A 24,832-nucleotide genomic window follows, 5' to 3' on the forward strand; every position below is an offset into this window, starting at 1 on the left:
AAGATTTTCAAAGATTTATCAACTTCAGTCATAGTGTACAATCCTGCGCTAACAGCAAGTTCACTACTTCTTGTTAGTATTAAGCTTGGCACGCTAATTTTTGACAGTTATTATTTTTAATTAAAGTACTCAACTCCATTAGACCAGTACATATAATCATAAACATAGAGGAAAAAATGAAAATTGTAATATTAGAACCCTTAGGAATTAATGATAAAGAGTTCAATACAATATCAAAGCCTTTAATAGATAATGGTCATGAGCTAGTTTTCTATGGCGATGGAAAAACAGATAATGAGACCCTTAAATCAAGAATAAAAGATGCAGAAATTTTAGTGCTTGCTAATATTCCGTTGAGTTCTGAAGTAATCGATGTTGCGGAAAAATTGAAATATATTTCAGTAGCCTTTACTGGCTATGATCATATTGATCTAGATAAGTGTAAAGAAAAAGGAATCAAGGTCTCAAATGCTGCCGGTTACAGCACTAATTCTGTCGCCGAGCTTACTTTTGGATTAATCATTGCACTGTTGCGTAGTGTTGTACCTTTAGAGAAAATCGTCAGAGAAGGAGGTACAAAGCAGGGCTACAGGCAGACTGATTTAAAAGGTAAAACATTGGGAGTCTTAGGTACTGGAGATATTGGTGGCGCCGTAGCTGAATTAGGTTTAGCTTTTGGCTGTCACGTCATTGCTTATAACCGAAGTGAAAACCCAGAACTGATAAATAAAGGTGTGGAATATAAATCATTAGATGAAGTCTTAGAGGCTAGTGATATTATTACAATTCATATGCCACTAACAGATGAGACCAAAGGCTTAATTGATAAAAACAAGCTAGCATTAATGAAAACCAGCTCATTTTTAATCAATACAGCTGTAGGACCCATTGTTGATAACAATGCATTGGCAGAAGCACTGCATAATGGGACAATCGCTGGTGCCGGTTTAGATAGAGTAGATATAGAACCGCCAATTCCCGCAGACTGCCCTATTTTAGATGCTCCAAATACTGTTCTTGTTCCCCATATTGGATTTGCAACAGACGAAGCCATGATAAGAAGAGCCAAAATCACATTTAATAACATTATTAAATGGGAAAAAGGCGAGCAAGAAAATATAATTATTTAAATAAACTAAAAACAAACCTATCGTTATGATAGATTTATTTTATTTTTATAAGAAAAGAAGGTTGGCAAAAGCTTTGTGCTACTGTCTGTGATTTAGCATTGTCCGAACTCGTAGCCTCGCGTGACAACGTGCCCCTTCCTTCGTTATGTAGCTGCTAGGCTTGTTGCACTTTAGCAGTGAGTGCAAGCTCTGCAACAAAAAAGTCATTAGCCCCCATGGGCAACACCCTTTAATGGGTGTTAATGGCTCTGGACTCGTCCTGCCATAATAGCTGTGTTATAGTTCTCTCCGATTTCAACAACAGGAGAATGTTCGTGGACCCTGATCCAGGTATTACTAAGCGGCTTAGGCTGACAAGTATTATTTAGGACGCTGTCGCAACATTCGGCCGCGTTCTATTCTTGTATGCGGTTCTTTGTGCAACTCTGCACACATCAATCTGCTTTTTCTGCCTGTAAGTCGCTTAGCCCAAGGCCTCTCCGGACGCTTTAGGCATCGGTATCATGTCCTCGTCAGGTGCGCACTAGCCGTGCACGCCCTTCTATTATTGAAATCAGCCCCCTTAATCTGAACGTTAGGAGCTGATATGAATCTTGATGAAAACCTGGTTCTGCTTCGGCAGCTCGTTGCCGATCGCAGCTGGAGCAAGGCCTCCGCATTACTTGAGACCCTGCCTAGTCAGGATATTGCTGCACTGCTGAACCAGTTTGATGCAGATATGAGCCTGGGCTTGTTCCGGCTGTGTCCCATTGCACGCCTGCCCCATATATTTGCCTACCTTAAAGTGCCGCTGCAGGTCATGATGTCGCAGCGCATGAGCCGCGAAGAGATCAGCCTGCTTCTGACCCATATGGATCACGACAGACGCGCGGATCTTTATAACCGGCTTCCCGAGGACGCTCGCGCACTTATCTTGCCTGGAATCGCCCATGCAGAACGTGAAGACATCCGTAAGCTAGCAAGTTTTCCTGAAGGGAGTGTAGGGGCTGTCATGACATCAGCCTACGTAACCCTCAACGCCAACATGATGGCAGCGGAGGCATTAGAACACGTACGCCTGGTTGCGCCGGATGCGGAAACAATCTATCAATGTTATGTACTGGACGACAATCGGCACCTTATCGGCACGATCTCATTACGGCAACTGCTCGTAGCGCTGCCGAACGCCCTGATCGCCGACTTGATGGTGACCGAGGTGATCCATGCCCAGGCCTCCGCCCCTCAAATCGAGGCGGCTACCCGTATCTCTCATTACGACTTGCTGGCGTTGCCCATTATCGATAGCAATGGAGAGATGGTGGGAATCGTCACCCATGATGATGCGCGTGACGTTGACGATGCAGAAAGCGCCGACGACCAGCGCCGGTTCGGGGCAGTGGGAAATCTTGCGGAGTCCCTGAAAGACGCCAGCATCAGCTTGCTTTACCGATCACGTGTGGGCTGGCTTGTAGTTCTGGTCTTTGGAAACCTGTTCTCGGGCGCCGGTATTGCCCACTTCGAAGAGTTAATTCAAGGCGCAGTTGCCCTGGTTTTCTTCTTGCCTTTGCTTATTGATAGCGGCGGTAATGCAGGGTCGCAAAGCTCCACCTTAATGGTTCGTGCCTTGGCCACAGGCGAAGTCAAATTGAAAGACTGGTTTCAGTTAATACTGAAAGAGTCCTCAGTGGCACTCTTGCTCGGCCTGACCATGGCAGCAGCGGTGTCGATGATTGGCTTATGGAGAGGCGGGCCTGAAATAGCGCTGATACTAGCGCTCACCATGGTGCTTATCGTCATGGTGGGAAGCCTTATCGGCATGTCCCTTCCCTTTGTATTTACCCGCTTAAAGCTGGATCCTGCCTCAGCCAGCGCGCCGTTGATCACGTCCATCTGCGACGCTTCGGGCGTGATCATTTACTTTAGTATTGCTAACGCTATTTTGGGTTTGAACTAAGGGGGCGAGTCAGGCCCAAGTGATCGCGTAGTGTATTCCCGGCGTATTCCTTTCTGAACAGCCCTCGCTTTTGAAGCAGGGGTATCACCTGCTCTACAAAGTCTTCAATACTGCCGGGCAAAGCGGGGGCATCAGGTTAAAACCATCTGCACCTTCATTTCTAAACCAGAATTCCATTTGGTCGGCAATCGCTTCAGGCGTACCCACCATGGTGCAGTGCCCGCCCCCTGCTGCCAACCGGCCCAACAACTGACGTACAGTGGGATTCTCGGTTTGGATTATTCGTAAAATCGTGCCATAGCGCCCTTTAGGCCCGGTAAACTCGTCCAGGGGCGGCAAAGCCGGCACAGGCGCGTCCAGGTCCCAGTCCATGCAATCCTGAGCAATAAACTGGCCTAACTGGCGTAATGAGGTTTCTGCCGGCAAAAGCTCATCGAGTTCCTTTTGCTTGGCAAGGGCCTCTTGGTGTGTAGACCCCACATAGGTCACCAGACCAGGCATGATGGGAACCTCAACGTGCCGATTCGCCTCGCGTACACGCCGCTTTATATCGCGATAATAAGACTGCGCTGCGGGCAGGTCGTAGGCCACCGCATAGATCGCCTCGGACACAGCCGAGGCAAGCTGGCGGCCCTGCTCTGACGCCCCAGCCTGAAATAGCACGGGATGGCCTTGAGGCGAACGAGGTACCGTCAGCGGACCATCCACCAGAAAATGCTCCCCCTGATGGTGAAGGGGAAGCACCTTCGTCACATCGGCATAATCGCCTTCGCGGTCTATCTTCAGGGCGTCATCCTGCCAGGAATCCCACAGGCGCTTGACCACCTCAATAAACTCCCCGGCTCGTCCGTAGCGCCACTGATGATCCGGCATGCTTTCATAACCATGATTGCGGGCTTCAGCATCAAACATGGAAGTCACCACATTCCAGCCCATGCGCCCTTCCGAAATATGATCAAGCGAAGCCAGCATTCGTGCAGCATGAAAGGGGGTATAGAAGGTGCTTGAGACCGTGCTGATCAAGCCTATCTTTTCGGTCGCTACCGCCATTGCCGACAGCATCGTCAATGGCTCCAGAAACCAGCGAGGCCCATCCGACACAGTATCTGCTGACTGCCCGTCCGCGAAAAACACGGCATCTAGCTTTCCGCGCTCGGCCAGTCTGGCAAGATCTTGAAAGTAGCGAATGTCGCCGAGGCGTTCGACCTGAGAATCAGGGTGACGCCAGGCAGCACGATGATGACCGCAGCCATAGATAAACAGGTTTATATGCATCTGCTTCATTAGTTCTTCACCAATCCACCATCTACCACGAGATTCTGCCCGGTAACAGAGCGTGCCCAGGGGCTTGCAAAAAACAGCGCCGTATCAGCAAATTCAGCTGGCGTAGTCACACGGCGCAATGGCGTACTCGCGGCAATCAGGTCGAAAACTGCCTCCGGCGTGGCCGACGAGGCATCTGTGGTACGCAGCAGCCCGCCTGAGATCATGTTGACGGTAATCCCCTTTGGCCCAAGATCATTGGACAGCGTGCGTGTCAGCGAAAGCAGTGCAGCTTTAGCTGCCGTGTAATCGTGATAAGGCACCACCGGGTTTTGAAAAAGATTGGTCCCTATATTGATAATACGGCCAAAGCCAATGGTTTCCATCCCTGGCAAGCAGGCCTGAGTCGTATGAAGCGCCCCGCCCAGAATGCCATGCAACTGCTGCTGCAGATTGCCCCAGGTAACCGTATCAGCATGAGGTCGCTCATCACCGTTAAAGGAAAAGGCTGGCAAAGCGTTATTGACGACTGTGCTGACAGGCTGGCCAAAGTGGCGTGCAGCCTGTTCAACCAGGGCGCCCACTTGTGCCGGATCGCTGACATCGGCCCGGATGGCAATAGCCCGATCCCCGTGCTTTTGAGCCAGTTTAATGGCCGCTTCGGCGTTATTAAAATAATTAATCACAACCTTTGCGCCCTGGGCCAGAAAAGCGCTCACCAGTTCGGCACCGAGCCCGCGGGAACCTCCGGTGACCAGGACCAATTGTTGATTCAAGGGAAAAATAGATGACGCTGCCATGCACATTGCCTCAGTGTTAGAGCGTAGGGGCAATGCCGCGCTAACCATGTTAGACAGCCAGACATCCCTACGCCAGTATGATCTGGTTCAGGTAGTACGGGTGTAGTCTCAGTCCCACTTTGCGGGACACCCCGTGTCGAAAGCCAAGAGTAGCATAAAGCGGCGGTACAAACTAAATCGGGTCCATGCGTTTGACTTAGCCCTCACACTGTCCTAATCTAGCCCTTGTTCCTGGGGGAGCCTTTGTTACTAGGCTGAGATTCGGTATTTATGCCGTAACCCTTAGAACCTGATCCGGGTAATGCCGGCGAAGGGAAGGAAGATCCATCTAGCCACGTCCTCCGCATTCGCCTGCCTGCTCGGTCTTTCCACTTACTGGATTACCGTTTCAGGGAGAGCCTCTTGTTAAGCAGCACAACCACCCTAGCCTGGCTGATCGCCTTTGCCGCCATCTTTGCCGCAGCCGGTGTCATGTACTCGAGACGGTCGAATGACAGTCTCGAGGACTTCATTATTGCCCGTAATAGCCAAAGTTCCACAGCCACCGTACTGACACTCCTGGCCTCATCCCTGGGGGCCTGGATATTGTTTTCTCCAGCACAGGCAGCAACCTGGGGAGGCCTCGCCGCAGTCATTGGTTATGCGGTGGGTTCGATGTCACCTCGAATTGCCATGATTCCCCTCGGTCAACGCATGCGCACCCTCATCCCCGAGGGACACACGCTGACTGAGTTCGTACTTACACGCTACGGCAAACCGATGTATGCACTCACCTTAGTCATCATGATGTTCTACATGTTCATCGCACTGACTGCCGAGATCACCGCTATCGCCAAGCTGGTCACCCTGATTGCACCGATTCCGCTATGGGTAACGTCGCTGATCGTTCTGGGCGCCACTCTTATCTACACCTCATATGGCGGCCTGAAGGCAAGCATCTTCACTGACAAGGTACAAATGCTTGTGATCGTGCCTCTTCTTGTTGTGCTGGTTGCTTTCGGGTGGCAAGCCATTGGAGGGCTGAGGCCGGCAGTCAACGCTCTGGAACTGAGTGCCCCTCAGTTGTTAAATTTAAGCGACCCGATTGGAATCAAGGCCGGATTGACGTTTTTTGTCGCTATTTTATTGACTGGACTCTTTCATCAAGGCAACTGGCAGCGTGTCTATTCAGCCAAAGACATCCCCTCCATGCGTCGGGGCTTTCTGCTTGGGGGTTACTGGTAGCCCCCTTTATCTTTGTAATGGGCTTGTTCGGACTGGCATTCGTCGCCTTCACGCCGGAAGGAGACAGTTCAGTTGCGCTGTTTAGCGTCATCATGCCGGCCGTTCCAGGCTGGTTTGCTGTGGCTCTCATCCCGCTGGGTCTCGCCCTGGTAATGAGCAGCGCAGACACCGCGATCAGTGCGGTCTCAAGCATTATCGCGATTGATGTCCATCGATTACGTCCATTGACTGAACGCAAAACGCTTAAAAAGTTATCAAAGTGGCTAGTGCTACTTCTGGCAATCCCAGTGCTGGTGGCCTCATCTCAAGGCTACAGCGTGCTATATCTGTTTCTATTAGCCGACCTTTTGTGCGCCGCAGCAGCTTTTCCGGTATTCTACGGCCTGTTCAGCCCACGGCTTAGCGGTTCCACTGCTACAATTAGTACCGTTAGCGGGCTGGTAGCAGGCCTGTATTTATTTCCTGCTCCCAACGCCGCGCTGGATTTTTTACTTGAATCGTTTGTACTCGCTGCAGTGGTTCCAGTTGTTGTGACCTTTTTACTGCATCGTTTTTATTCTGGTGGTTCGAATTACGACTTAAGCAGCTTAAGTTCTAAGATTCGCAGTATTGATCACAATTCGACAGCAGCGCAGTCTTAACCGTTGTGGCAAGGTGGTTGCTTAAGGGCGCAAAAGCGAATTTTAGTACACCACCTTTTTAGACGTAGGGCTTTACAGCCCTACGTCTTTTTTCGTTTCAATGACCCGACCAGACCGATATCGAGCTTTTAATAAACAGCGTGGGCAGGGATCCGTTCCATCGCGTCACTGTATGGACCAGCAAAAACTCTGAATTGCCAGGCTCACCGTTAAATACATCGGTAGTAAAGCTGCTGCCGCTCAAGGTCACACAGCGGTAGCTATTGGCCAGACACAACTGACTAATTACTGTTGCGTCGCTTTGGTATTGCAGATGCGCATCAACCCGTTTAATTGGATTCGTATTGCTAACCCACTCATTGGGTGGCTCAATCTTATAACTGACAGCATCATTCAACCGCGTAATGCCTGGACTGGCCTGAGATTTCACCCATGATTCTGAAGCCATGGCCGCCCCGCAGGCCCAAAATAGCGTCGTGCTACAAGCGATGGCTAGGCTAATAAGTCTAAGGCTGAATCGCATCGAAAATACACCTAAAAAAATAGACACGGCATTACCCTATCAGGCCGGTTTAAAATAGAAAGGGTGCCGAACCAGGGCTAACCCCTAGTCACAGCACTGTGTGTAAAAACAGTCATTTCCACACTATGAAACAACCATGGGCAAACTTAAACTTATTTTCAAGTATTCGTTGTAACTTCCTAATTTAACTGCGAATTTCTGATAATATTCATGGCACCAAGAACACACTTATAAGTCGGCCATGAAACGTATAAAAAACATACTATCGCCATTCTGCGTCAATCGCGCCGCCCGATAACTCGCCTGTTAACAGTGATCAGCGCATCGCTGCTGATAGTGCCTTCCAGCCTGGCCGAAAGTGCCGCTGTCGAAGCGCTTAGCCGCACCGTTTATCGTAGCCCGCATATTGTATTTCAAAAAAACCTGCATCCGGTAAGCCTGCCAAGCCGCGACCATAGCCCTGCTTTCAAAACGACTGAACTACGTGCCTCGCTGCGCTCAGAGATCGCTTATGTACAAGATCTTGAAAGCGCAACGGTATTGTATGAAAAGAACAGCACAGAGGTGCGTCCAATTGCGTCAATTACCAAACTGATGACTGCCCTGGTCGTCGCCGAGGCTGGTCAAGATATGGACGAGGTCCTGGAAGTCAGCAGCGCTGACATAGACAGGCTCAAAAACTCCAGTTCGCGCCTGAGCGTTGGCTCCAGGCTCTCACGCGCTGACATGCTTCATCTGGCTCTTATGTCGTCAGAGAACCGTGCAGCTAGCGCACTGGGCCGTCATTACCCCGGTGGCCAGGCAACTTTTATTCGTGCAATGAATGACAAGGCACGGGCTTTAGGCATGCGACAAACACATTTTGTAGAACCCACCGGGTTATCAAGCGAAAATGTGTCCAGTCCTAAAGATCTGGTTAAATTGCTGCAGGCGACTGCGGCCCAGCCATTAATTCATCGCTACACCACCAGCGAACAATACTCGGTGCAGCCGCGTAAAGGCCGTCAGCTCGTGTTCAACAACACCAACAGGCTGGTTCAAAACGATAAGTGGAATATACAGATTTCCAAGACTGGCTTCATCAATGAAGCGGGCGAATGCCTGGTGATGCTGACGAAAATCGATGGTCGTGATGTCGCCATTGTGTTGTTAAATGCACAAGGACGATACTCACGTATTGGAGATGCTGTACGGCTGCGCAGCCTGGTTGAGAACAGCCATCAATTGGCAATGCTTTAAGGTACGGCTGACTGCCATGACAAAAACTTCACTTCTGCGCCCTGTTATTTCACGATCCCTGCTTCTACTTTGCCTTGGCGCCAGCCTGCCTGCGCTGGCCGACACCACTACGGCAATGCCGCCTCCTCAGTATCACGGCTCTATGGTGGTTGTTACCGGCGGTATAGGCAGCGACGAAGTCGCCGCATTCAGACGGGTGCGCGCAAATTACCCGCTCAGCCTCAACTTCTCAGTGGCAAGCGACGGCGGACATGCGGCTTTTGTATCAGACGTTCAGGTCGTCATCCGAGACGACAACGATCAGACCTTGCTCAACATCACCAGCGATGGTCCCTATTGCTTCATTCAGCTTCCTGTCGGCAACTACAGCGTACACAGCACTTACCTGGGCAAAACCCAGTCACACGACGTCACGATCAGCGAAAACCCTACGGCACTGGATATCCGATGGGAGGCCCCTTCCGGAGCCTATTAGCACTACGGTCACGTCTTTTTGAAACGGCACTCCGCCGCTAACATCACCAGACGCCATGTGTGGCATAAAATAGAGTTTTCACAGTCCAAAACGGATCAATCATGAGCCAAACCTTAAAAGCCACTCTTGTCGACGATGTAAAATCTGCCATGCGCGCCCGGGAAAGTGTGCGTTTGAACACCTTGCGTCTGCTTCAGGCCGCTATCAAGACACGTGAAATTGAAGTGCAACGCGAACTGGACGATGCTGAAATTTTAGCAATCATCGAAAAACAGGTTAAACAGCGCCGTGAATCTATCACAGCTTTCGAAAAGGCGGGACGTACAGAAAGCGCTGCACAAGAACAAAACGAGATTGATGTACTGCAACACTACCTTCCCGAGCAGGCCAGTGAGCAAGCGGTACACGCCGCCATCGAGGCTGCTATCTCCCAGGCCATCGAAAAAGGCATAACCGGCCCCGCCATCATGGGTCAGGTAATGGCCAGCGTGCGCCAAAATCTGGCCGGTCGTGCAGACATGGCCGAGATATCCAAAACCGTTAAAGAGAAGCTCTCATCCAAGTAATGAGCGAGTCCTGTTTTTCCAGCGATGCAGCCACAGTCACCCTGCCGTTACGCGGTGATCATTTTGGATTGCATATCCCGTTTATGAATACTATTGGCTTACAGTCGATTCAGGCTGACGAAACCGGAGCGACCACCTTATTGCTCTGGTCAGACGCCAATATAAATAGTCGGGGCGATGTACATGGGGGAGCGCTCATGAGTGCGCTCGACTACACACTAGGCGCTGCGGCCCGAGTCAAGATACCTGACTCGGGCATGGCGACCATCGAAATGAGTTCGCAATTTCTCAGCCCTGCGCGCGGTGACATTACATTGACCGCACGCTGCCTGAGCATTGTTGACGACATCGCCCATTGCATGGCCCAGGCACATGACCCCAAGAAACGCCTGGTAGCAACTGCCACGGCAAGCTTCAAGGTCGTACGCCGTCGTGGCGAGGGCTCCAGGGTGTAGGACACACTGCTCTGCCCTTAAGAAACCAGGCTGGCATGTGTAGGATAGTCAGTGTAGCCCCGAGGCCCATCTGTATAAAAAGTGGCGCTATCGGGGCTTGCAAGCTCGGCCTGTTCTTTGAATCGTTCCACCAAATCAGGATTTGAGATATAAGAACGGCCAAAGGCCACCGCATCGGCCTCTCCGGAAGCCAGGGTCTTCTCGGCCGAGGCGCGCTCGTAGTTTTCATTGACAATCAGCACACCGCTATAGGCCTGGCGTATCACTTTGGTGATGTCTTGGGTAGCCCCGGCTTCCCGGCACAATATAAAGGCAACCTGACGGCGATCGAGTTCGCCGGCAATATGCGTGAACAAGCTGGCTGGCGCCGAATCAAACATCGAATGTGCCTGGCCTCGCGGAGACAGATGCACGCCTATGCGCCCATAACCCCAAACCGAGGCACAGGTATCGACCACCTCTAACAACAGCCGTGTGCGATTGCTGATGCTTCCACCATAGGAATCTTGACGCTGGTTGCTGCTGTCGTTCAGAAACTGATCGATCAGGTAGCCATTTGCAGCATGGATCTCAATGCCGTCAAAACCTGCCGCTATCGCATTTTGTGCGGCATCCCGAAAATCTTTGACAATATCAGCAATGCCTTCGCAGCTTAAGGCCCGCGGCACTACATAGTCGCGGACAGGGCGCAGTAAACTGACTTGCCCTTCACAGGCGATGGCGCTGGGAGCAACGGGCATTTGTCCATTTAGCAACTCGGGATCGGACACTCGACCCACATGCCACAACTGCAGGAATATCTTGCCATTTTTACTGTGTACCGCCTGGGTTATGTTTTTCCAGCCTTCCGTCTGTGCGGAGCTCCAGATGCCAGGAGTGTGCGTATAACCAACGCCCTGTGGTGAAATGGATGTTGCCTCAGCTATTATTAGTCCTGCAGAGGCTCGCTGGCAATAATAGTTGCGCATCAAGTCGCTGGGTACGCGCCCCTGAGTGGCACGGGTACGTGTCATTGGCGCCATCACAATGCGATTCGTTACTGTAATATCACCCACCCTGAGTGGGTCAAACAAATTAACCATACTGCCATACCGTCCTGTAGGGAGGTTATCGGGATATGCACCCGATTCCTGCAACTCGGCAATTACCCGAATAAGGGTTTTTACCAGAATTTGCAGTAGACTACCATTCGCTTTACATCTCAATGATAAGTTATTTATATCACCCGGAATAAAAAAATGGCACAGTTCGCGGTTATAGGATTGGGACGATTTGGCTCTGCAGCCTCTATTGAGCTCACGAAAATGGGTCACTCTGTACTGGGCGTCGATAACGATTCCAAGGTGATCAATCGCTATGCTGATGAAATTTCACGTGCTGTCATCGCCGACGTGACTGAAAAAGCAGCTCTTGAAGAGCTCGGCCTTGATAATTACGATAATGTACTCGTGGCGATCGGCGACGACATACAGGCCAGTCTGGTGTGTGTAGTACATTTAAAATCGCTGGGTATAACGAGCATCTGGGTGAAAGCCATTTCACACGCGCAGCATCTTATTCTTAGCAAGCTGGGCGTACAGCGCATTATCCATCCAGAAGAAGAAATGGGCATACGCGTCTCGCAAATGCTCAGCTACCCCATGGTCAACGACTATATTTCCTTGGGTAACGGCGACTTCGTCGTTGAAATCACCGCGAGCGACCGGCTCGAAGACGCCACCATTGGTGAAGTCGTGCACAGCAAAAACGGCGCTGTAAAAGTTCTGCTCATTAAACGCAGAACCCAAAGCTTCGTGCACCCCGAAGACAATTTCGCATTACAGCCCAAAGACATAGTCATATTATTTGGTCCGCTGCAGGCGCTCCGCACTATCGCACCCAAATTAATCTAGATGAGCTTTTTTCGAACCCCTGCGCGATTGAATCTAGGTCTGCATCGGCGCCGGACCCTTAATGCTGGCCCTCCGGCTGTGCTTGCGATAGGCTTTCTAGTGTTGATCCTCCTGGGCTCCCTATTGCTCAGATTACCCATCTCGACCCGCGTGCCTATCAGCTGGTTCGACGCTTTCTTTATGGCGACCTCCGCGGTTACCGTCAGCGGGCTGACGGTAGTAGAACCTGCCACTACCTTCACTGTGTTTGGACAGGTCCTATTAACCATCATGGTTCAAATCGGAGGACTGGGATTCGTCACCTTCGCCCTGCTCGCCGCCATCAGCATGGGCAAGCGCATAAGCCTCAGCCAGCAGGCTCTGGCCCTGGAAGCCTTTAACCAGACCAATGTCGGAAAAATCCGCAGCACAGCACTATCGGTCATCAAAATAGCAGCGCTGATACAGCTAAGCGCCATCACCATACTGGGTTTTTGGTGGGCACGGGACACCGCCTGGAGCGATGCCTTCTATCAGGCCTACTTCCATGTGAGCATGGCCTTCAACAACTCGGGTATGTCGCTCTACGACCAAAGCCTGGCCGGCATGGTACCCGATGGCTTCAGTATAGTCATGCTCTCGCTGATGATCATCTTCGGAGGGCTGGGCTTCCCCGTCATTATGGATGTAGCGCGAGTTCGGGGGTGGCGAAAGCTGCAAATCTACAGCAAGCTGATTTTAATAGCCACAGCGATTCTGAATATTGTGGGCTTTCTGGCGATTTGGGCTTTTGAAGCCAACAACATCCTGACCTTGGGCGGCCTGGATACCCTGCATCAGGCTACGGCTGCCTGGCTGCAAGCAATTGCCACACGTACAGCAGGCTTTGCTACCATGAATGTGGCTGATATGCGCGATAGCTCAACCATGCTGATGATGGTGTATATGTTTATTGGCGGCGGCTCGTTAAGCACTGCCAGTGGCATCAAAGTGGGGACCCTCATCGTACTGGTAGCGGCAGTAACGTCATACATACGCCAGCGCGAAGAAGTCGTGCTGATGGGGCGCAGCATTGCCCCGGTTATTGTCCAAAAGTCTCTTGCCCTGGTATTCATTACTACCGTCTGGTTCGTATTGGGCGTGTTATTTATTACTATCTTTGATGAGCTTCCGTTTAGGAGCGTTCTGTTCGAAGTCATGTCGGCGGTTAGCACCACCGGGATGAGTCATGGCATAACCGCCCACCTCTCCCTGCCCAGCCAAGCCATGTTGACGGTACTGATGTTTGTCGGACGTCTAGGGCCTCTTACCCTGGTCTACACGCTTGCCCGCCGTAAGCGCAGCAATGTACGCTACCCTGAAGTCTCCTTCCAGGTCGGGTAGGCCTCCCATAAACCGCTATGACCCCTGAGCAATTTACCCTTATCGCCAAGCTGGTACAACTACCTGAGTCGCTTGAATCAGAATGCGCAGCACAATTGATCGATAAGCAATCTCCGGTGCTCAATCAGCCTGCGTCTGATGAACTGACACTGTGGCTACACAAGCTGCATGAGCTGGATCAGGCGCTGCGCTATGCCTATATAAGCCATCGCCCAAGTGAGTTCAGAATAACGGTCGGGCATCGGGACACTCACCGCATGCCGGGTGCCATCAAGCTAAAAGTAGGCCAGACCGTCAGGCTGGTCGCGCACAGCACCGAGCGCTGGATCCCGGTTCGAATCGTGACGCTGGCCTCCCGACCCACAGATTATCATCAGGGCATCATTACCGAGCAATTGGTGAAGCGCAGTATTTTCCAGGTGGGCAATCGGGTACTTTTTAGCGATGACCAGGTCGATATAGAGCCGCCCCGGGCGGCTCGGCGACGCAAAACTTAAGCGTAAAATCAGACTGTTACCCGCGTTTCAATTGATTACGGTCACTTACGTGACAGCTCTGGTTTAGATCCTACACTAACTCTTTATTCATTCGCTCCCCTTGCAGTATTGCGAATTGCTTCAACCTCGCCATTCACGATGTTTTGAAGGAGTTTTAGGGATGTCTAATCAGTCTGAAAAAGCAAAAAACGGGAACCCATCCCACTATTCCGCGAAAACCGGCGCGGGTACGACAGATAGTGGTCCTCCCAGCACTCTGGGAACGGATAAAAAAGCAGATAACGTCATCAAGGCGACTCAAACCCAGGACGTAGCGGCAAAATTCCCTTATAACCAAGCCAAATCCAGCGAATATGCCGACTCGGATGAAGGCAGTATTGCCGCAAAGGGACAATCGGCTACCGTCGGCGACCATGCGGCGGGCAGCACGCTAAGCGATAAGAACACCTCAGAAAAATACAGCGCACAACGTCAGGACCTTAACCCTCAGAGCAGTTTGTCGCCCTACCAGCAAGCAAGTGCCAACACAGGTGAGATGACAACGAATCAGGGTGTAGTCATCAGCGATAACCAAAACTCACTGAAAGCAGGAGCCAGGGGCCCCGCACTACTAAAAGACTTTATACTTCGCGAAAAAATCACCCACTTCGATCACGAGCGTATTCCGGAGCGTGTAGTCCATGCACGCGGTTCGGGTGCACATGGAGTCTTTCAGTCTTATGGCGACTTCAGCGACATCACGATTGCGGCGCCATTTTTGAAGAAAGGAAAGCAAACACCGGTTTTTGTGCGTTTTTCTACCGTTGCAGGCGAACGTGGCTCTAAAGATACCCCCAGAGATGTACGCGGCTTTGCCGTTAAATTCTATACAGATCAAGGCAATTGGGACCTGGTCGGCAACAACATGCCGGTCTTCTTCATTCAGGACGCAATGAAATTTCCTGACCTCGTTCATGCGGTAAAGCCTGAGCCCAATCATGGCATGCCTCAGGCTGCGTCTGCCCATGACACCTTCTGGGATTTCGTGTCGTTGATGCCGGAGTCTTTGCACACCGTGTTTTGGCTTATGTCTGACCGCGCCCTGCCGCGCAGCTTGCGTATGATGCAAGGCTTCGGTGTTCATACCTTTCGGTTTATTAATCAGCAAGGCAAGTCCAGCTTCGTCAAATTCCATTGGAACCCCAGCTACGGCACCCACGCCCAGGTCTGGGATGAGGCCGTGAAAACCTCAGGGGCTGACCCCGATTTCCACCGCCGCGACTTATGGGAAGCGATCGAAAGCGGTCACTACCCGGAATGGGAGCTTTGCGTACAGATTTTTGATGAAGAACAGGCCGAAAGTTTCAGCTTTGACATACTGGACTCGACCAAGATAATCCCTGAAGAGCTTGTTCCATTGACCCCCATCGGCAAAATGACCCTCAACCGGAATCCGGATAATTTTTTCGCCGAGACCGAGCAAGTGGCTTTCTGTACGGCCAATGTAGTGCCAGGTATCGACTTCACCAATGATCCTTTACTCGCTGGCCGCATCCACTCATACGCAGACACCCAGTTATCCAGACTGGGCGGACCGAACTTTCATGAACTGCCTATCAACGCGCCGATCACGCCGATACGCAATAATCAGCGTGATGGTATGCACCGGCAGGCAATTCATCAGGGCCGAGCCGCTTACGAACCTAACTCTCTGGGTGGGGGCTGTCCTTTTCAGGCCGGAAGTTCGGGCTACGTTGCCTTCCCGGAACCCGTAAATGCGAACGAAACACGGGTAAAACCAGAGAAATTCGCCGAGCATTACAATCAGCCAGCGCTGTTTTATCATAGCCAGACTCCTGCCGAACAAGCTCACATCGCGGCCGCATTCCGATTTGAACTGAGCAAAGTAACCGTTCCCGCCATTCGCGAGCGGATGATCTCAATGCTCATGAATGTCGACACCGAACTTGCTGAAAATGTTGCGGGCCGCTTGGGCGTCAGCCCCTTGCCTACCCCCATGGTTAAAGCCACCGAGCAGAAGTTCAAGCCTGAGCTGACTGAATCGCCGCCCCTTTCGATGACAGCACGTCCCGGCGATGAAAAACTTAAAACCCGCAAGGTCGCCATATTGGTCACTAAAGGCGTAGACGGCGCCCAGGTCAAAACACTCGCCAATACCCTGATGGACCAGGGGCTGGTGGTAAGACTGATTGGTCCCTACCTGGGCGAATTCGAAAGTGCCAACGGGCCAATCATCATCAGCGATGCCTCGTTTGAAAACTCACCATCGGTGTTGTTTGATGCGGTAGCCTTGGTCGACGGCTTAAATCTGCTGGCACAAGAAGGCTTGGCCTTAGAGCATATACGCGACGCCTATCGTCACTGCAAGCCCATCTATGCCTGCGGAGCCAGCACAAAGCTTCTCGGCCTGGCTGGGATTCCTGATAGCGAAATCAACAGTAACGGCGTGCTGAGCGTTAAAGAAGGCTCCGACGATCACAAACCCTTTATTGAAGCTATTGCCAAAGGTCGATTCTTTGAGCGGGAGCAGGAACGCCCGCGCGTTTAATCTAATAGCCCCCCTTCAAAGGCATGAATAAAGCCCCGGCTCAGAATGAACTGAACCGGGGCTTTATGTTGCGTACCTGGGAGGGCTCGTTATTGGCTTAAAACATTTACCGATTTAACATCTATTTCGGTTTTACCGATAATGCCTTTATCTACCTCACCCGTAATTTCGACCTGGGCATTCGGAGCCAGTGTAGAGGCAGGGAAAACATTCTCGTCGATATCCACCTGTATTTCACCAGTACCATCAGAGAAAGAATACTTCTCGTCGGCCTCAAGCTTCGTCAATGAACCTTTTAGCGTTACAGGCTGGTCATCTTTAGTGTCTTCCAGAATCTGGCTCACAGATGTCGCAACAGGAAGCGTTTCGTCCGCAGCATTGGCCTGTCCCACAAAAGCAAGACTAGCGGCGCCTAATGCCAAGCTTGCGGATATAGTCTTTAAGGTGGCGTATTTCATATGCTTTCTCCTGACGGTTTAAAAGTAGCTTCATACTAGAAGTAATGAGGAGGCTATTGGTGTAGGGGCGTAGCCACTCGTAATAGTTTGTGATCGCTGCCACCTCGCCAGGCAACGTATAACTTAGTAAGATAGCCTGCTACCCGTCGCATCTGTCCGACGACAATAATGACGTCCCGAGCCAGGAATTTCTCGGGCTGTTACACATTCACCTTCTTGTTTACATAGTTTTCCCAATGACCGCGCTTTTATTTGATACCGAAACTACTGGCACCCGAAACGCTCAAGTGATAGAGGCAGCGTGGTTGCGGCTCGACTCACCTTCCTCGCTGCAGGTTCTAGAGCAGTTCGAAGAACGTTATTGTCCCAGCGAGAAAATCAGCCTGGGCGCACTAGCCACTCACCACATATATGACGAAGAGTTGCAGGGCTGCCGTCCACACACCGACTTCGCCCTTCCGGCCGACACGCAATACATCATTGGGCACAACATTGATTATGACTGGCAGGTGGCGGGCTCGCCTAACGTCAAGCGCATATGCACCCTGGCTTTAAGCAGGCGCTACTTTCCCAAACTAGACAGTCACAGTCAGTCTGCACTCATTTATCACATAGACCGCGCCGGAGCCCGGGCGCGACTGAAGCAGGCACACTCTGCTCTGGCAGACGTACAAAACTGCCTGGATTTATTGCGTACCCTGGTGCAGGCCATAGGCACGCCCGTCAACACCTGGGAAGAGCTATGGCTTCATTCTGAACAAGCCCGTATACCTGCCACCATGCCATTTGGCAAACATCGCGGGATGCCCATCGCCGACTTGCCAGCCGACTACAAGGCATGGCTGCTGCGCCAAGATACCTTAGACCCGCATGTGAAGCTTGCTGTACAAGCTACGCTATAAGCCTAGCCAATAAACCGCCCCACTGCATGAATAATCAAACCTACCGCCCCGCCCACTAAGGTGCCGTTAATGCGTATGAACTGCAAGTCTTTACCTATGGATTTCTCTAGCTGGCTTACCAGCTCTTGCTCGTTCCACGCCACCACGCGGGCTTCGATATAGCTGGCAATTTGTGCACGGTATTTTTCAATCAGTGCCGGGGCAAACTCATCAATCTTCTCATTAAGCACCGCTTGCATCGCCGGGTCAGTAGATAAATGATTAGCAAAAGCAGTGGTGCCTGCACTGATACGACCACGAATTTCCGAGTTGGGTAGAGCCAGATCAGCCTGCAGCCAATCTATAAGGTCGCTCCACAGGCTGCTTAAATATGCCACAAGCACCGGATGATGAATAATCTCGTCTTGCAGCTGACCTGCCTGCTCATGAAAACGCGGATCCTTTTTAAGTTTACGTATCAGCAGACGTAAATATCCGTCGAAGTTGCGACGCAGCTCGTGATTCGGATCATTCGCTATGGCATCAAGCTCTTTAGAAAAGGCACTGACCAATTTATCGGTAGACCAGCCTCCGGCCAGCCGGCTTAACGACTTCAAATGCAAGGACGAATTCAATTCGCTGGATATGGCCAATGCAACGCGACGTTGCACTGAGTCATTCTGCAGCAGATGATTCAGCCATTTAAGAACGTGATTCAGCAACTCCTGATGGCGCTTATCTGCCGTTAAACCGTCGAGCATGCCTCCTGCCAGTGCACTGAGATCAATACGTTTTAAGTTATCAATGGCAGTGGCCTGTATAAACTGCTCTGCCCGCTTATCGCGTAATGCCGAAACACTGTGCAGCGCAGCCAAACCCACATAATCCCCCACCAAGACCGCATTGGCGGGACGGGAAAGCCAATTAGCGAAGCGCCTGGCCACGTCGTAGTCACGCAGCTTCTGCATGAGCTGTGGCGTAGATAAAAAATGCTCGCAAATAAAATTTGCCAGGTTTTTGCCTAGCTGCGCTTTCTTGCGGGGAATAATCGCTGTATGTGGAATGGGCAAGCCCAAGGGATGCCGAAAGAGCGCTGTTACCGCGAACCAGTCGGCCACGGCCCCCACCATCGCAGCTTCAGCAAACGCCGTCAGATAGCCCCATGCACCCGTGCCATCGCCCACATACTTAGAAAAGAAAAACAAGGAGGCAGCGGCAAACAACAACGCCGTTGCCAAGCCTTTCATTCGGTTATAGGGGGATTGAAGCCAATGCAGCACATCCGCTCCTGTGGGTTACGTTGCGTTGATCTTTTCGTTAAGGATGAGAAGCGGCGTTAAGCGACTCATCAACGCGAACAATGGCATCTGAGTGAATAAATGCCGAACGAATTTCCACATCGTTCACGAACCATGAGCACTCGACCCGGCCATGGGTAAGACCAAGCTGGGTGACCGTCATTTGCGGACCACCACTTTTCAGGCGCACAACATCACCAATAAACATTTTCGTAAAGGACATAGCACCACAATATAAAAAATAAGAAAGTTTCGCTTATTGATGAAAATAAGCGAACTGAGAAATCTGAGCATCAGCGCCACAGCGCGAGCGAGCTTAAGAGTTTACAGCAATCGCATGGCGACGAGGCCGCCGGATATGGCCGACGCCGCTATCGATCGATGAAAGGGTTATGACAAGGGCTGCATGGCGTCACGCCCTGCATTAGTAATGCATGAGATCAGGCTTTAGCCGCGATAATAACGCTGGAAGCTTTAAAAATAGCCGTCACGGCTGCGCCTACTTTAAGCCCAAGATTATCAAAGCTCACATTCGTAATAATGGCGCTAATCTGCAGGTCATTCCCGGCATCAATCACAACTTCAGAGTTAACAGCCCCCTGGGTTACGACGGCAACAACACCTGATATCTGGTTTCTGGCAGAAAACACCAGCCCCTGAATATCGGTAGCTAAAATGATGGATGATGCCTTGACCAAAACCACCACATCTGAACCCTCGGTCAGTGCCAGGTTCTTAGTACTGCTTTCGGTAATAATGGCAACAATCTCCCGGCCTGAAGCCACGCCAACCACGATTTCATCATTGACGGCTCCGCCATGAATAGCTTTTACCTTGCCTTGAAACTGATTTCTTGTACTGATCATCATGGTCATTCCTGGAGAGCAAACATTTTTTAGTGAAACTTGATTTTACCATTCGACCGTCTGGTTAGAGCGTTGGCAAGCGATGGTTTCAAGCACTTAATTCATTTCACGTAAGCTTTAGCTATATGCTCAACACCGAAGTAGGCGTAAAATCCCTAAGCCTCAAACAACAAAAGGGATTAAAAGTGTTTCCAACTCGGCTAACTTCTGGCTATCAATCGTTCTTAAACGGCTGTCTTCCTCGCGAACGCCAACGCTACGAAGAGCTTGCAAAATCCGGTCAGCACCCAGAGATCATGGTCATCGGTTGTGGTGACTCCCGAGTTGCGCCAGAAACTATTTTTAATGCCGGGCCCGGCGAAATTTTTGTTATTCGCAATATTGCCAACCTTGTGCCCCCCTGCGAACCTGATACCGAAACCTCGTTCCACGGCACGAGCGCAGCCATTGAGTTTGCCGTTAACGCCTTAAAGGTCAAACATATAGTCGTGCTCGGGCATGCAAGCTGTGGTGGCATTTCCGCTTTTGCCAACAAGGCTGCGCCTTTGTCCAAACGCGACTTTATTGGCAAGTGGATGTCGCAGATCGCACCCGTAGCAGAACGCATTGGACCGCCCTGTGCGGACCATCCCGAATGGATACGACGGCTTGAAATGGCTGTTGTGGGCTATAGCCTTGAAAACCTGCCTACCTTCCCGGCGGTGGCTGAAGCCATAGAAAGCGGCAACCTGACATTGCACGGCGCTTACTTTGGCGTTGCTACAGGGGTTTTGTTTATTCGTGATCCGCTCACGGGACGCTTTACACCCTATAGCGAAGAAGTTCAGTTATAAGTTTCGCTTTAATGCGGCTTTTGTCGACAACAGCATTTGCGAATTACAGCGCATGCATAGAAAAAGCTTTCGCCCTGGGAAGAGCAGCCGCAACCACCACTTGCGCTGAAGTCGCCGGTAGTGGCTATCTCGACATGGGCAAACTGATAGCCTGAGCATAGACAGAACCTCGATTTTGCGATTTTAATTAGCTTACGCTTATAGATTTTAATTGGCTTGCGCTTATATATAGAGCCCGCGGCGTTTCCCATGGAAACGTCACGCGTTTATAAGTTATAGACGAAGTAGCTGGCCCAAAACAACACAAAGTCACAAAACAATCATAATTCATTGGCTGGCGCCCTTTAACGGGAGGGAGCTGATCGACAATGTCCGACAAAGCGGTGCTGCCTAAGAGAAAACGCCGCGGCAACTATGTCGGGCGCTACAATGAGATAAAAGCCATGCCACTTATTAGCGCCACTTTTACCGGAGATGCCCATGACGACTTGTTTGTCTCGTAGCGCATTCGCTTCGCTATTTCTGGTGACCGCTCTGCTGGCCGCTTGTGCAGGACCCTCCCCTTCAGCCCAGCGCACGTCTGTAGAAAGCGCGGCTGATGCAACTATCTCAGTCGAGTTCATCAACGCTTCCGAGTTTGCCGAAATGCGCAGTCACCGCCTGCAACGCGACAGCGATAGCAAGGCATGGATGGAGAGCTTACGCAAACACCTTGAACAGCAGGCTCCTCAGTACCTGCCACCGAAGACGCACTTGCTTGTCCAGCTCACCGACATCAAGCTTGCCGGGGAGTATGAGCCTTGGCGTCGCGCCGGACTCTACGATGTACGTATCGTGCGCGACATCTATCCGCCGCGCATTGATCTAAACTACCAATTGAGCAATAACCAAGGCCAGACCTTCAAAGACGGCAATGCCAAGTTACGCGACTCCGCCTTTCTGATGCGCGCACACGGGTACCACGATGACCCGCTACGCTACGAAAAGACGTTGCTCGATGACTGGCTGCGACGGGAATTCAAAACGGAGTGATGCTTTTTTAAGTGTCGGCCAAGGCCTCTGTATTTTTCATTTCCACAGGAGCAAGGTGCTAAGGGTAAGCGAGGGAGGCCGATTGCGTGACTGGTTTCGGCCGTTATTGTTAATCAAGCCTAATCCGATAAAAAATCCACCGTGGATATGCTGCGCGCTGCTGAACGATAAACAGACGGTGAGACCCCCATATGCTCCTTAAAGAAGCGTGAAAAATTTCCTTGAGACGAAAAGCCCAGATCTAGCGCAATATCGATTAGCGACTCTTGATGATTCAGCATGCGACGCATAGCTTCCTCTACGACCATCAGATTGGCCACCACGGAAGGCGTAGAGTTCAAGTCTTTACGAAACAGCACATGCAACTGCGAACGCGATAAGCCTACGTGGTCTGCCAGCTGATCAACCGACATTTTTCGTGAGGTGTTCGATCTTAACGCCATAATGGCTCGTTTAACCCGGTAGTCTGGCGTTCTTATCAATCCCGTACTCAAGTCCGCAATATTATTTCCGGACGCCTGTGTAGCCCTGATGAGTATGTCCAGAATCACAGGCTCGATGTTTTGATAATTGCTGTGGAACGGGTTCAACATGATGTTAAGCAGGGTGTGGCAGGCGCTATAGAGCTCATCATCAATAGGTACGGTAGGTTTCAGAAAATAAAGCCCTTTTCCTGAAATAATGCGTTGTTCCTCAATCCAGCTCTGCTTAAATTCGAAGGTTAAAAACAAAGCCGGATCATTAGGGTCGCAGATGGTTGCGTCGTGCGATTCGAAAGGATTTATGCCCAGCGCAACGTCCGTTTTATATTCGTAACTTTTATCGCCAATACGTGCCTTCGTTGGCGAACCTCCTAACCAAAAGGCAATTTGACCACTGGCGTGGGAGTGAGAGACCAAGCTCGCCCGCAGTTTCAACAACACCGCGCGGCCGAACTTCCCCTGACATAGCGCATAAGTATCTTTCATGATTTTAATCATCTATTTTTTATGATGCGTGGGAGGAGTCTAACAGCTATGCAACTTCATTTTTTATAACAAAAAATTCAGTATTTACCTATTAATAATACATCCTAAGGGTATGTACCGACCCCCTGACAAGACAAAACGATAAGCTTGCGGATGAACTGATAAGACGTCCCTGCTGATGATTTCCTAGAATTTAATTACGTTCTAATTTTTAATGTTTTCAGGAAAACTCATCAAAGTGAAAATAGCAACTTATCGTGCAAATGGCAAACAATATGTAGGGCAAGTATCGGATGACTCCCAAACCCTGCAAGCCTTTCAATTGTCTGATAAAGATGTGGACCTCGGCGCATTGCCATTGGTGCAGCAATATAGCGAACAGGCTACCTTGCCCCCTTTGTCCAATGTTAAGCATAGGCTGAATGAGGTTCAGCTACTCGCCCCCATACCTCATCCAAGGCGCAATATTTTTTGTGTGGGCCGTAACTATCATGAGCATGCTGCAGAACTGGCGAACTCTGTTTTTAAGGATAGCAAAGCCGAAGAGAAACAATGGCCGATTGTATTTTCCAAGGTGCCGGAATGTGTGATTGGTCCCTTCGATAATGTACATATTCCACCTGCCTCTGTTTCTGATTCCATCGATTACGAAGCGGAGCTAGCCATCGTCATTGGCAAGGGCGGCGTCAATATTAGCCGTGAAAACGCGCTTGAACACATCTACGGCTACACGGTGGTGAACGATGTGACAGCCAGAGATGTGCAGATGCGCCATAAGCAATGGCACTTGGGTAAGTCGTTTGATACGTTCTGCCCAATGGGGCCTTGGATTATTACGGCCGATGCCTTTGATGGTGAGCAGGCCCAGGTGCAATGCTGGGTAAATGGCGAACTACGCCAAGACAACAACACGCGAAATTTGATTTTTGATATTCCCGAGCTAATTGAAACGTGTTCACGCGGTATACGCCTATTTCCGGGCGACATTATTGCCACGGGTACACCTGCGGGCGTAGGCATGGGAATGCAGCCACCACGCTACCTGCAATCCGGGGATGTGGTACGCGTTGAGATAGAGGGCTTGGGCCATATAGAAAACCAGTTTAGCTAAGGGCAAAACATGACAACGAAAAACATACACAACCTTGTTTATGAAATGGACGGTGATGGCGACGTCATTGTTGCCATTCACGGTTTAGGGGGCACCAGCAATACATGGTCACCGCTTATGCCTGTACTTCAAGACTATCAGGTAATTCGCCCTGATTTACCGGGAAGCGGTCGTTCAGTCTTTGATGGTGAAGCCCTGAGCATTAATCGTTTCGTACAAAGCATCATTCAAGTGCTGGATGCTGAAGACGTCCAGCAGGCTCATTTCCTGGGGCATTCGCTGGGCACAATTGTTTGCCAGCATTTGGCTGTAAAGCACCCTGACCGGGTTAAGTCGCTGTCGTTATTTGGCCCGATGGCATCGCCTCCCGATGCTGGCCGCCCTGGTGTACGTGCCCGAGGCGAAAAAGCGATCAGCGAAGGCGTTGCTGGTATGGCCGAAATTGCAGAGCAAGTGGTGGCGGGTGCAACCGCCGAAGCAACCAAGTTAAGTCAGCCTGCCGTTATTGCCTTGGTACGCGAATGCCTGATGCGTCAGGAACCTAAAGGCTACGGTAATACCTGCTTTGCTTTAGCCGAGGCGATTGCCGCAGATGCGGCACAGATCAGTTGCCCTGCTTTGCTGATTACGGGTAAAGACGACAAGGTGGCTTCGCCGCAATCAATGCACGCCTTGGCTCAGCAATTTGCAAAGACTCCCGCCATACATACCTTAGCGGAATGCGGACACTGGACTACGTTCGAACAGGTTGAACCATGTCGGCAATTGCTGAGTGAATTCCTTAACGGCCTTTCTGCTTCATAACCAAAGCGGCATAACAATTCGAAGCCTGGAGAC

Annotated in this window: 26 protein-coding genes and 2 riboswitches; of the genes, 17 read left to right on the forward strand and 9 right to left on the reverse strand. The window is 50.9% G+C overall.

Annotated features, from left to right (window positions below):
- Positions 1-176: 176 nt before the first annotated feature.
- Together L1889_RS06240 and mgtE are read left to right on the forward strand one after the other, a co-directional pair.
- Positions 177-1,130 (forward strand): NAD(P)-dependent oxidoreductase, encoded by a 954-nt coding sequence (locus L1889_RS06240; RefSeq protein WP_238664400.1) that lies wholly within the window; start codon positions 177-179, stop codon positions 1,128-1,130.
- A 586-nt stretch (positions 1,131-1,716) separates the two neighbouring features.
- Positions 1,717-3,063: a magnesium transporter gene (mgtE, locus tag L1889_RS06245; protein WP_238664401.1), complete on the forward strand. Its 1,347-nt coding sequence runs from the start codon at positions 1,717-1,719 to the stop codon at positions 3,061-3,063.
- Between the two features lie 93 nt (positions 3,064-3,156).
- On the opposite strand, the gene L1889_RS06250 is transcribed toward mgtE, so the two are convergent.
- Positions 3,157-4,347: an LLM class flavin-dependent oxidoreductase gene (locus tag L1889_RS06250; protein ID WP_238664402.1), complete on the reverse strand. Its 1,191-nt coding sequence runs from the start codon at positions 4,345-4,347 to the stop codon at positions 3,157-3,159.
- Positions 4,347-5,126: a 3-oxoacyl-ACP reductase gene (locus tag L1889_RS06255; RefSeq protein ID WP_238664403.1), complete on the reverse strand. Its 780-nt coding sequence runs from the start codon at positions 5,124-5,126 to the stop codon at positions 4,347-4,349. The genes L1889_RS06250 and L1889_RS06255 overlap by 1 nt, the downstream gene beginning before the upstream one ends.
- Before the next feature lie 47 nt (positions 5,127-5,173).
- Positions 5,174-5,270: riboswitch (TPP riboswitch) on the reverse strand.
- Between the two features lie 79 nt (positions 5,271-5,349).
- Positions 5,350-5,459, forward strand: a riboswitch (TPP riboswitch).
- A 69-nt stretch (positions 5,460-5,528) separates the two neighbouring features.
- Here L1889_RS06255 and L1889_RS18735 point away from each other — a divergent pair.
- Positions 5,529-6,350: a sodium:solute symporter family transporter gene (locus tag L1889_RS18735; RefSeq protein WP_308217603.1), complete on the forward strand. Its 822-nt coding sequence runs from the start codon at positions 5,529-5,531 to the stop codon at positions 6,348-6,350.
- A gap of 23 nt (positions 6,351-6,373) precedes the next feature.
- Positions 6,374-6,991, forward strand: a complete 618-nt coding sequence (locus L1889_RS18740; RefSeq protein WP_308217604.1) for an SLC5/6 family protein — start codon at positions 6,374-6,376, stop codon at positions 6,989-6,991.
- Positions 6,992-7,088: 97 nt separating this feature from the next.
- Here L1889_RS18740 and L1889_RS06265 read toward each other — a convergent pair whose 3' ends face one another.
- Entirely contained in the window at positions 7,089-7,439 is a 351-nt protein-coding gene (locus L1889_RS06265) for a flagellar protein FlhE (RefSeq protein ID WP_238664404.1), read from the reverse strand.
- A gap of 387 nt (positions 7,440-7,826) precedes the next feature.
- On the opposite strand from L1889_RS06265, the gene pbpG reads away from it, so the two are divergent.
- The 4 genes from pbpG to L1889_RS06285 all read left to right on the forward strand — a co-directional run bounded on the left by pbpG (position 7,827) and on the right by L1889_RS06285 (position 10,249).
- The gene (gene pbpG / locus L1889_RS06270; RefSeq protein WP_238664405.1) at positions 7,827-8,753 is read left to right on the forward strand and encodes a D-alanyl-D-alanine endopeptidase; all 927 of its coding nucleotides are present in this window, start codon (positions 7,827-7,829) and stop codon (positions 8,751-8,753) included.
- 16 nt (positions 8,754-8,769) lie between these two features.
- Positions 8,770-9,228: a carboxypeptidase-like regulatory domain-containing protein gene (locus L1889_RS06275; RefSeq protein ID WP_238664406.1), complete on the forward strand. Its 459-nt coding sequence runs from the start codon at positions 8,770-8,772 to the stop codon at positions 9,226-9,228.
- Positions 9,229-9,329: 101 nt separating this feature from the next.
- On the forward strand, positions 9,330-9,794 hold the full coding sequence (locus L1889_RS06280) for a GatB/YqeY domain-containing protein (protein WP_238664407.1): 465 nt from the start codon (positions 9,330-9,332) through the stop codon (positions 9,792-9,794).
- On the forward strand, positions 9,794-10,249 hold the full coding sequence (locus tag L1889_RS06285) for a PaaI family thioesterase (RefSeq protein ID WP_238664408.1): 456 nt from the start codon (positions 9,794-9,796) through the stop codon (positions 10,247-10,249). Before L1889_RS06280 ends, L1889_RS06285 begins: the two co-directional genes overlap by 1 nt.
- Positions 10,250-10,266: 17 nt before the next feature.
- On the opposite strand, the gene L1889_RS06290 is transcribed toward L1889_RS06285, so the two are convergent.
- Complete coding sequence (locus L1889_RS06290) at positions 10,267-11,331, reverse strand: alkene reductase (protein WP_238664409.1); 1,065 nt, start codon at positions 11,329-11,331, stop codon at positions 10,267-10,269.
- Between the two features lie 156 nt (positions 11,332-11,487).
- Between L1889_RS06290 and L1889_RS06295 the strand changes: the two genes are divergently transcribed.
- From L1889_RS06295 to L1889_RS06310, 4 genes are all read left to right on the forward strand, one after another.
- Positions 11,488-12,141 carry a potassium channel family protein gene (locus tag L1889_RS06295; protein WP_238664410.1) on the forward strand — a complete coding sequence of 218 codons (654 nt, stop codon included), beginning with the start codon at positions 11,488-11,490 and terminating at the stop codon, positions 12,139-12,141.
- Positions 12,142-12,264: 123 nt separating this feature from the next.
- Positions 12,265-13,503 carry a TrkH family potassium uptake protein gene (locus L1889_RS06300; protein ID WP_238664411.1) on the forward strand — a complete coding sequence of 413 codons (1,239 nt, stop codon included), beginning with the start codon at positions 12,265-12,267 and terminating at the stop codon, positions 13,501-13,503.
- Positions 13,504-13,520: 17 nt separating this feature from the next.
- Complete coding sequence (locus tag L1889_RS06305; protein WP_238664412.1) at positions 13,521-14,000, forward strand: alpha/beta hydrolase; 480 nt, start codon at positions 13,521-13,523, stop codon at positions 13,998-14,000.
- Positions 14,001-14,160: 160 nt separating this feature from the next.
- Complete coding sequence (locus tag L1889_RS06310) at positions 14,161-16,548, forward strand: catalase (RefSeq protein WP_238664413.1); 2,388 nt, start codon at positions 14,161-14,163, stop codon at positions 16,546-16,548.
- Between the two features lie 89 nt (positions 16,549-16,637).
- On the opposite strand, the gene L1889_RS06315 is transcribed toward L1889_RS06310, so the two are convergent.
- Positions 16,638-17,006, reverse strand: coding sequence for a NirD/YgiW/YdeI family stress tolerance protein (locus L1889_RS06315; RefSeq protein WP_238664414.1), 369 nt, complete (start codon positions 17,004-17,006; stop codon positions 16,638-16,640).
- Between the two features lie 236 nt (positions 17,007-17,242).
- On the opposite strand from L1889_RS06315, the gene L1889_RS06320 reads away from it, so the two are divergent.
- Positions 17,243-17,908: a putative quorum-sensing-regulated virulence factor gene (locus L1889_RS06320; protein ID WP_238664415.1), complete on the forward strand. Its 666-nt coding sequence runs from the start codon at positions 17,243-17,245 to the stop codon at positions 17,906-17,908.
- A gap of 2 nt (positions 17,909-17,910) precedes the next feature.
- On the opposite strand, the gene L1889_RS06325 is transcribed toward L1889_RS06320, so the two are convergent.
- The 3 genes from L1889_RS06325 to L1889_RS06335 form a co-directional block, all read right to left on the reverse strand.
- Positions 17,911-19,167: a DUF445 domain-containing protein gene (locus L1889_RS06325; protein ID WP_238664416.1), complete on the reverse strand. Its 1,257-nt coding sequence runs from the start codon at positions 19,165-19,167 to the stop codon at positions 17,911-17,913.
- Positions 19,168-19,204: 37 nt separating this feature from the next.
- Positions 19,205-19,408 (reverse strand): YodC family protein, encoded by a 204-nt coding sequence (locus tag L1889_RS06330; protein ID WP_238664417.1) that lies wholly within the window; start codon positions 19,406-19,408, stop codon positions 19,205-19,207.
- 217 nt (positions 19,409-19,625) lie between these two features.
- On the reverse strand, positions 19,626-20,054 hold the full coding sequence (locus L1889_RS06335; protein ID WP_238664418.1) for a TOBE domain-containing protein: 429 nt from the start codon (positions 20,052-20,054) through the stop codon (positions 19,626-19,628).
- Positions 20,055-20,236: 182 nt separating this feature from the next.
- Between L1889_RS06335 and L1889_RS06340 the strand changes: the two genes are divergently transcribed.
- Complete coding sequence (locus L1889_RS06340; RefSeq protein WP_238664419.1) at positions 20,237-20,884, forward strand: carbonic anhydrase; 648 nt, start codon at positions 20,237-20,239, stop codon at positions 20,882-20,884.
- Between the two features lie 480 nt (positions 20,885-21,364).
- Complete coding sequence (locus tag L1889_RS06345) at positions 21,365-21,916, forward strand: DUF3016 domain-containing protein (RefSeq protein ID WP_238664420.1); 552 nt, start codon at positions 21,365-21,367, stop codon at positions 21,914-21,916.
- 119 nt (positions 21,917-22,035) lie between these two features.
- On the opposite strand, the gene L1889_RS06350 is transcribed toward L1889_RS06345, so the two are convergent.
- Positions 22,036-22,884, reverse strand: a complete 849-nt coding sequence (locus tag L1889_RS06350) for a helix-turn-helix domain-containing protein (RefSeq protein ID WP_238664421.1) — start codon at positions 22,882-22,884, stop codon at positions 22,036-22,038.
- A gap of 238 nt (positions 22,885-23,122) precedes the next feature.
- Here L1889_RS06350 and L1889_RS06355 point away from each other — a divergent pair, with 238 nt between their 5' ends.
- Both L1889_RS06355 and L1889_RS06360 read left to right on the forward strand, forming a co-directional pair.
- Positions 23,123-23,995, forward strand: a complete 873-nt coding sequence (locus L1889_RS06355; protein WP_238664422.1) for a fumarylacetoacetate hydrolase family protein — start codon at positions 23,123-23,125, stop codon at positions 23,993-23,995.
- Between the two features lie 9 nt (positions 23,996-24,004).
- Complete coding sequence (locus L1889_RS06360; protein ID WP_238664423.1) at positions 24,005-24,799, forward strand: alpha/beta fold hydrolase; 795 nt, start codon at positions 24,005-24,007, stop codon at positions 24,797-24,799.
- Positions 24,800-24,832 lie beyond the last annotated feature (33 nt).

This window comes from Paenalcaligenes niemegkensis (assembly GCF_022230885.1).
GTDB classification, from domain to species: Bacteria; Pseudomonadota; Gammaproteobacteria; order Burkholderiales; family Burkholderiaceae_B; genus Paenalcaligenes; species Paenalcaligenes niemegkensis.

Coding starts and splice junctions, on each gene's coding strand:
- L1889_RS06240 (WP_238664400.1), top strand. CDS start 177: ATGAAAATTGTAATATTAGAACCCTTAGGAATTAATGATAAAGAGTTC.
- mgtE (WP_238664401.1), top strand. CDS start 1,717: ATGAATCTTGATGAAAACCTGGTTCTGCTTCGGCAGCTCGTTGCCGAT.
- L1889_RS06250 (WP_238664402.1), bottom strand. CDS start 4,347: ATGAAGCAGATGCATATAAACCTGTTTATCTATGGCTGCGGTCATCAT.
- L1889_RS06255 (WP_238664403.1), bottom strand. CDS start 5,126: ATGGCAGCGTCATCTATTTTTCCCTTGAATCAACAATTGGTCCTGGTC.
- L1889_RS06265 (WP_238664404.1), bottom strand. CDS start 7,439: ATGGCTTCAGAATCATGGGTGAAATCTCAGGCCAGTCCAGGCATTACG.
- L1889_RS06275 (WP_238664406.1), top strand. CDS start 8,770: ATGACAAAAACTTCACTTCTGCGCCCTGTTATTTCACGATCCCTGCTT.
- L1889_RS06280 (WP_238664407.1), top strand. CDS start 9,330: ATGAGCCAAACCTTAAAAGCCACTCTTGTCGACGATGTAAAATCTGCC.
- L1889_RS06285 (WP_238664408.1), top strand. CDS start 9,794: ATGAGCGAGTCCTGTTTTTCCAGCGATGCAGCCACAGTCACCCTGCCG.
- L1889_RS06290 (WP_238664409.1), bottom strand. CDS start 11,331: ATGGTTAATTTGTTTGACCCACTCAGGGTGGGTGATATTACAGTAACG.
- L1889_RS06295 (WP_238664410.1), top strand. CDS start 11,488: ATGGCACAGTTCGCGGTTATAGGATTGGGACGATTTGGCTCTGCAGCC.
- L1889_RS06305 (WP_238664412.1), top strand. CDS start 13,521: ATGACCCCTGAGCAATTTACCCTTATCGCCAAGCTGGTACAACTACCT.
- L1889_RS06310 (WP_238664413.1), top strand. CDS start 14,161: ATGTCTAATCAGTCTGAAAAAGCAAAAAACGGGAACCCATCCCACTAT.
- L1889_RS06315 (WP_238664414.1), bottom strand. CDS start 17,006: ATGAAATACGCCACCTTAAAGACTATATCCGCAAGCTTGGCATTAGGC.
- L1889_RS06320 (WP_238664415.1), top strand. CDS start 17,243: ATGACCGCGCTTTTATTTGATACCGAAACTACTGGCACCCGAAACGCT.
- L1889_RS06330 (WP_238664417.1), bottom strand. CDS start 19,408: ATGTCCTTTACGAAAATGTTTATTGGTGATGTTGTGCGCCTGAAAAGT.
- L1889_RS06335 (WP_238664418.1), bottom strand. CDS start 20,054: ATGATGATCAGTACAAGAAATCAGTTTCAAGGCAAGGTAAAAGCTATT.
- L1889_RS06345 (WP_238664420.1), top strand. CDS start 21,365: ATGACGACTTGTTTGTCTCGTAGCGCATTCGCTTCGCTATTTCTGGTG.
- L1889_RS06350 (WP_238664421.1), bottom strand. CDS start 22,884: ATGAAAGATACTTATGCGCTATGTCAGGGGAAGTTCGGCCGCGCGGTG.
- L1889_RS06360 (WP_238664423.1), top strand. CDS start 24,005: ATGACAACGAAAAACATACACAACCTTGTTTATGAAATGGACGGTGAT.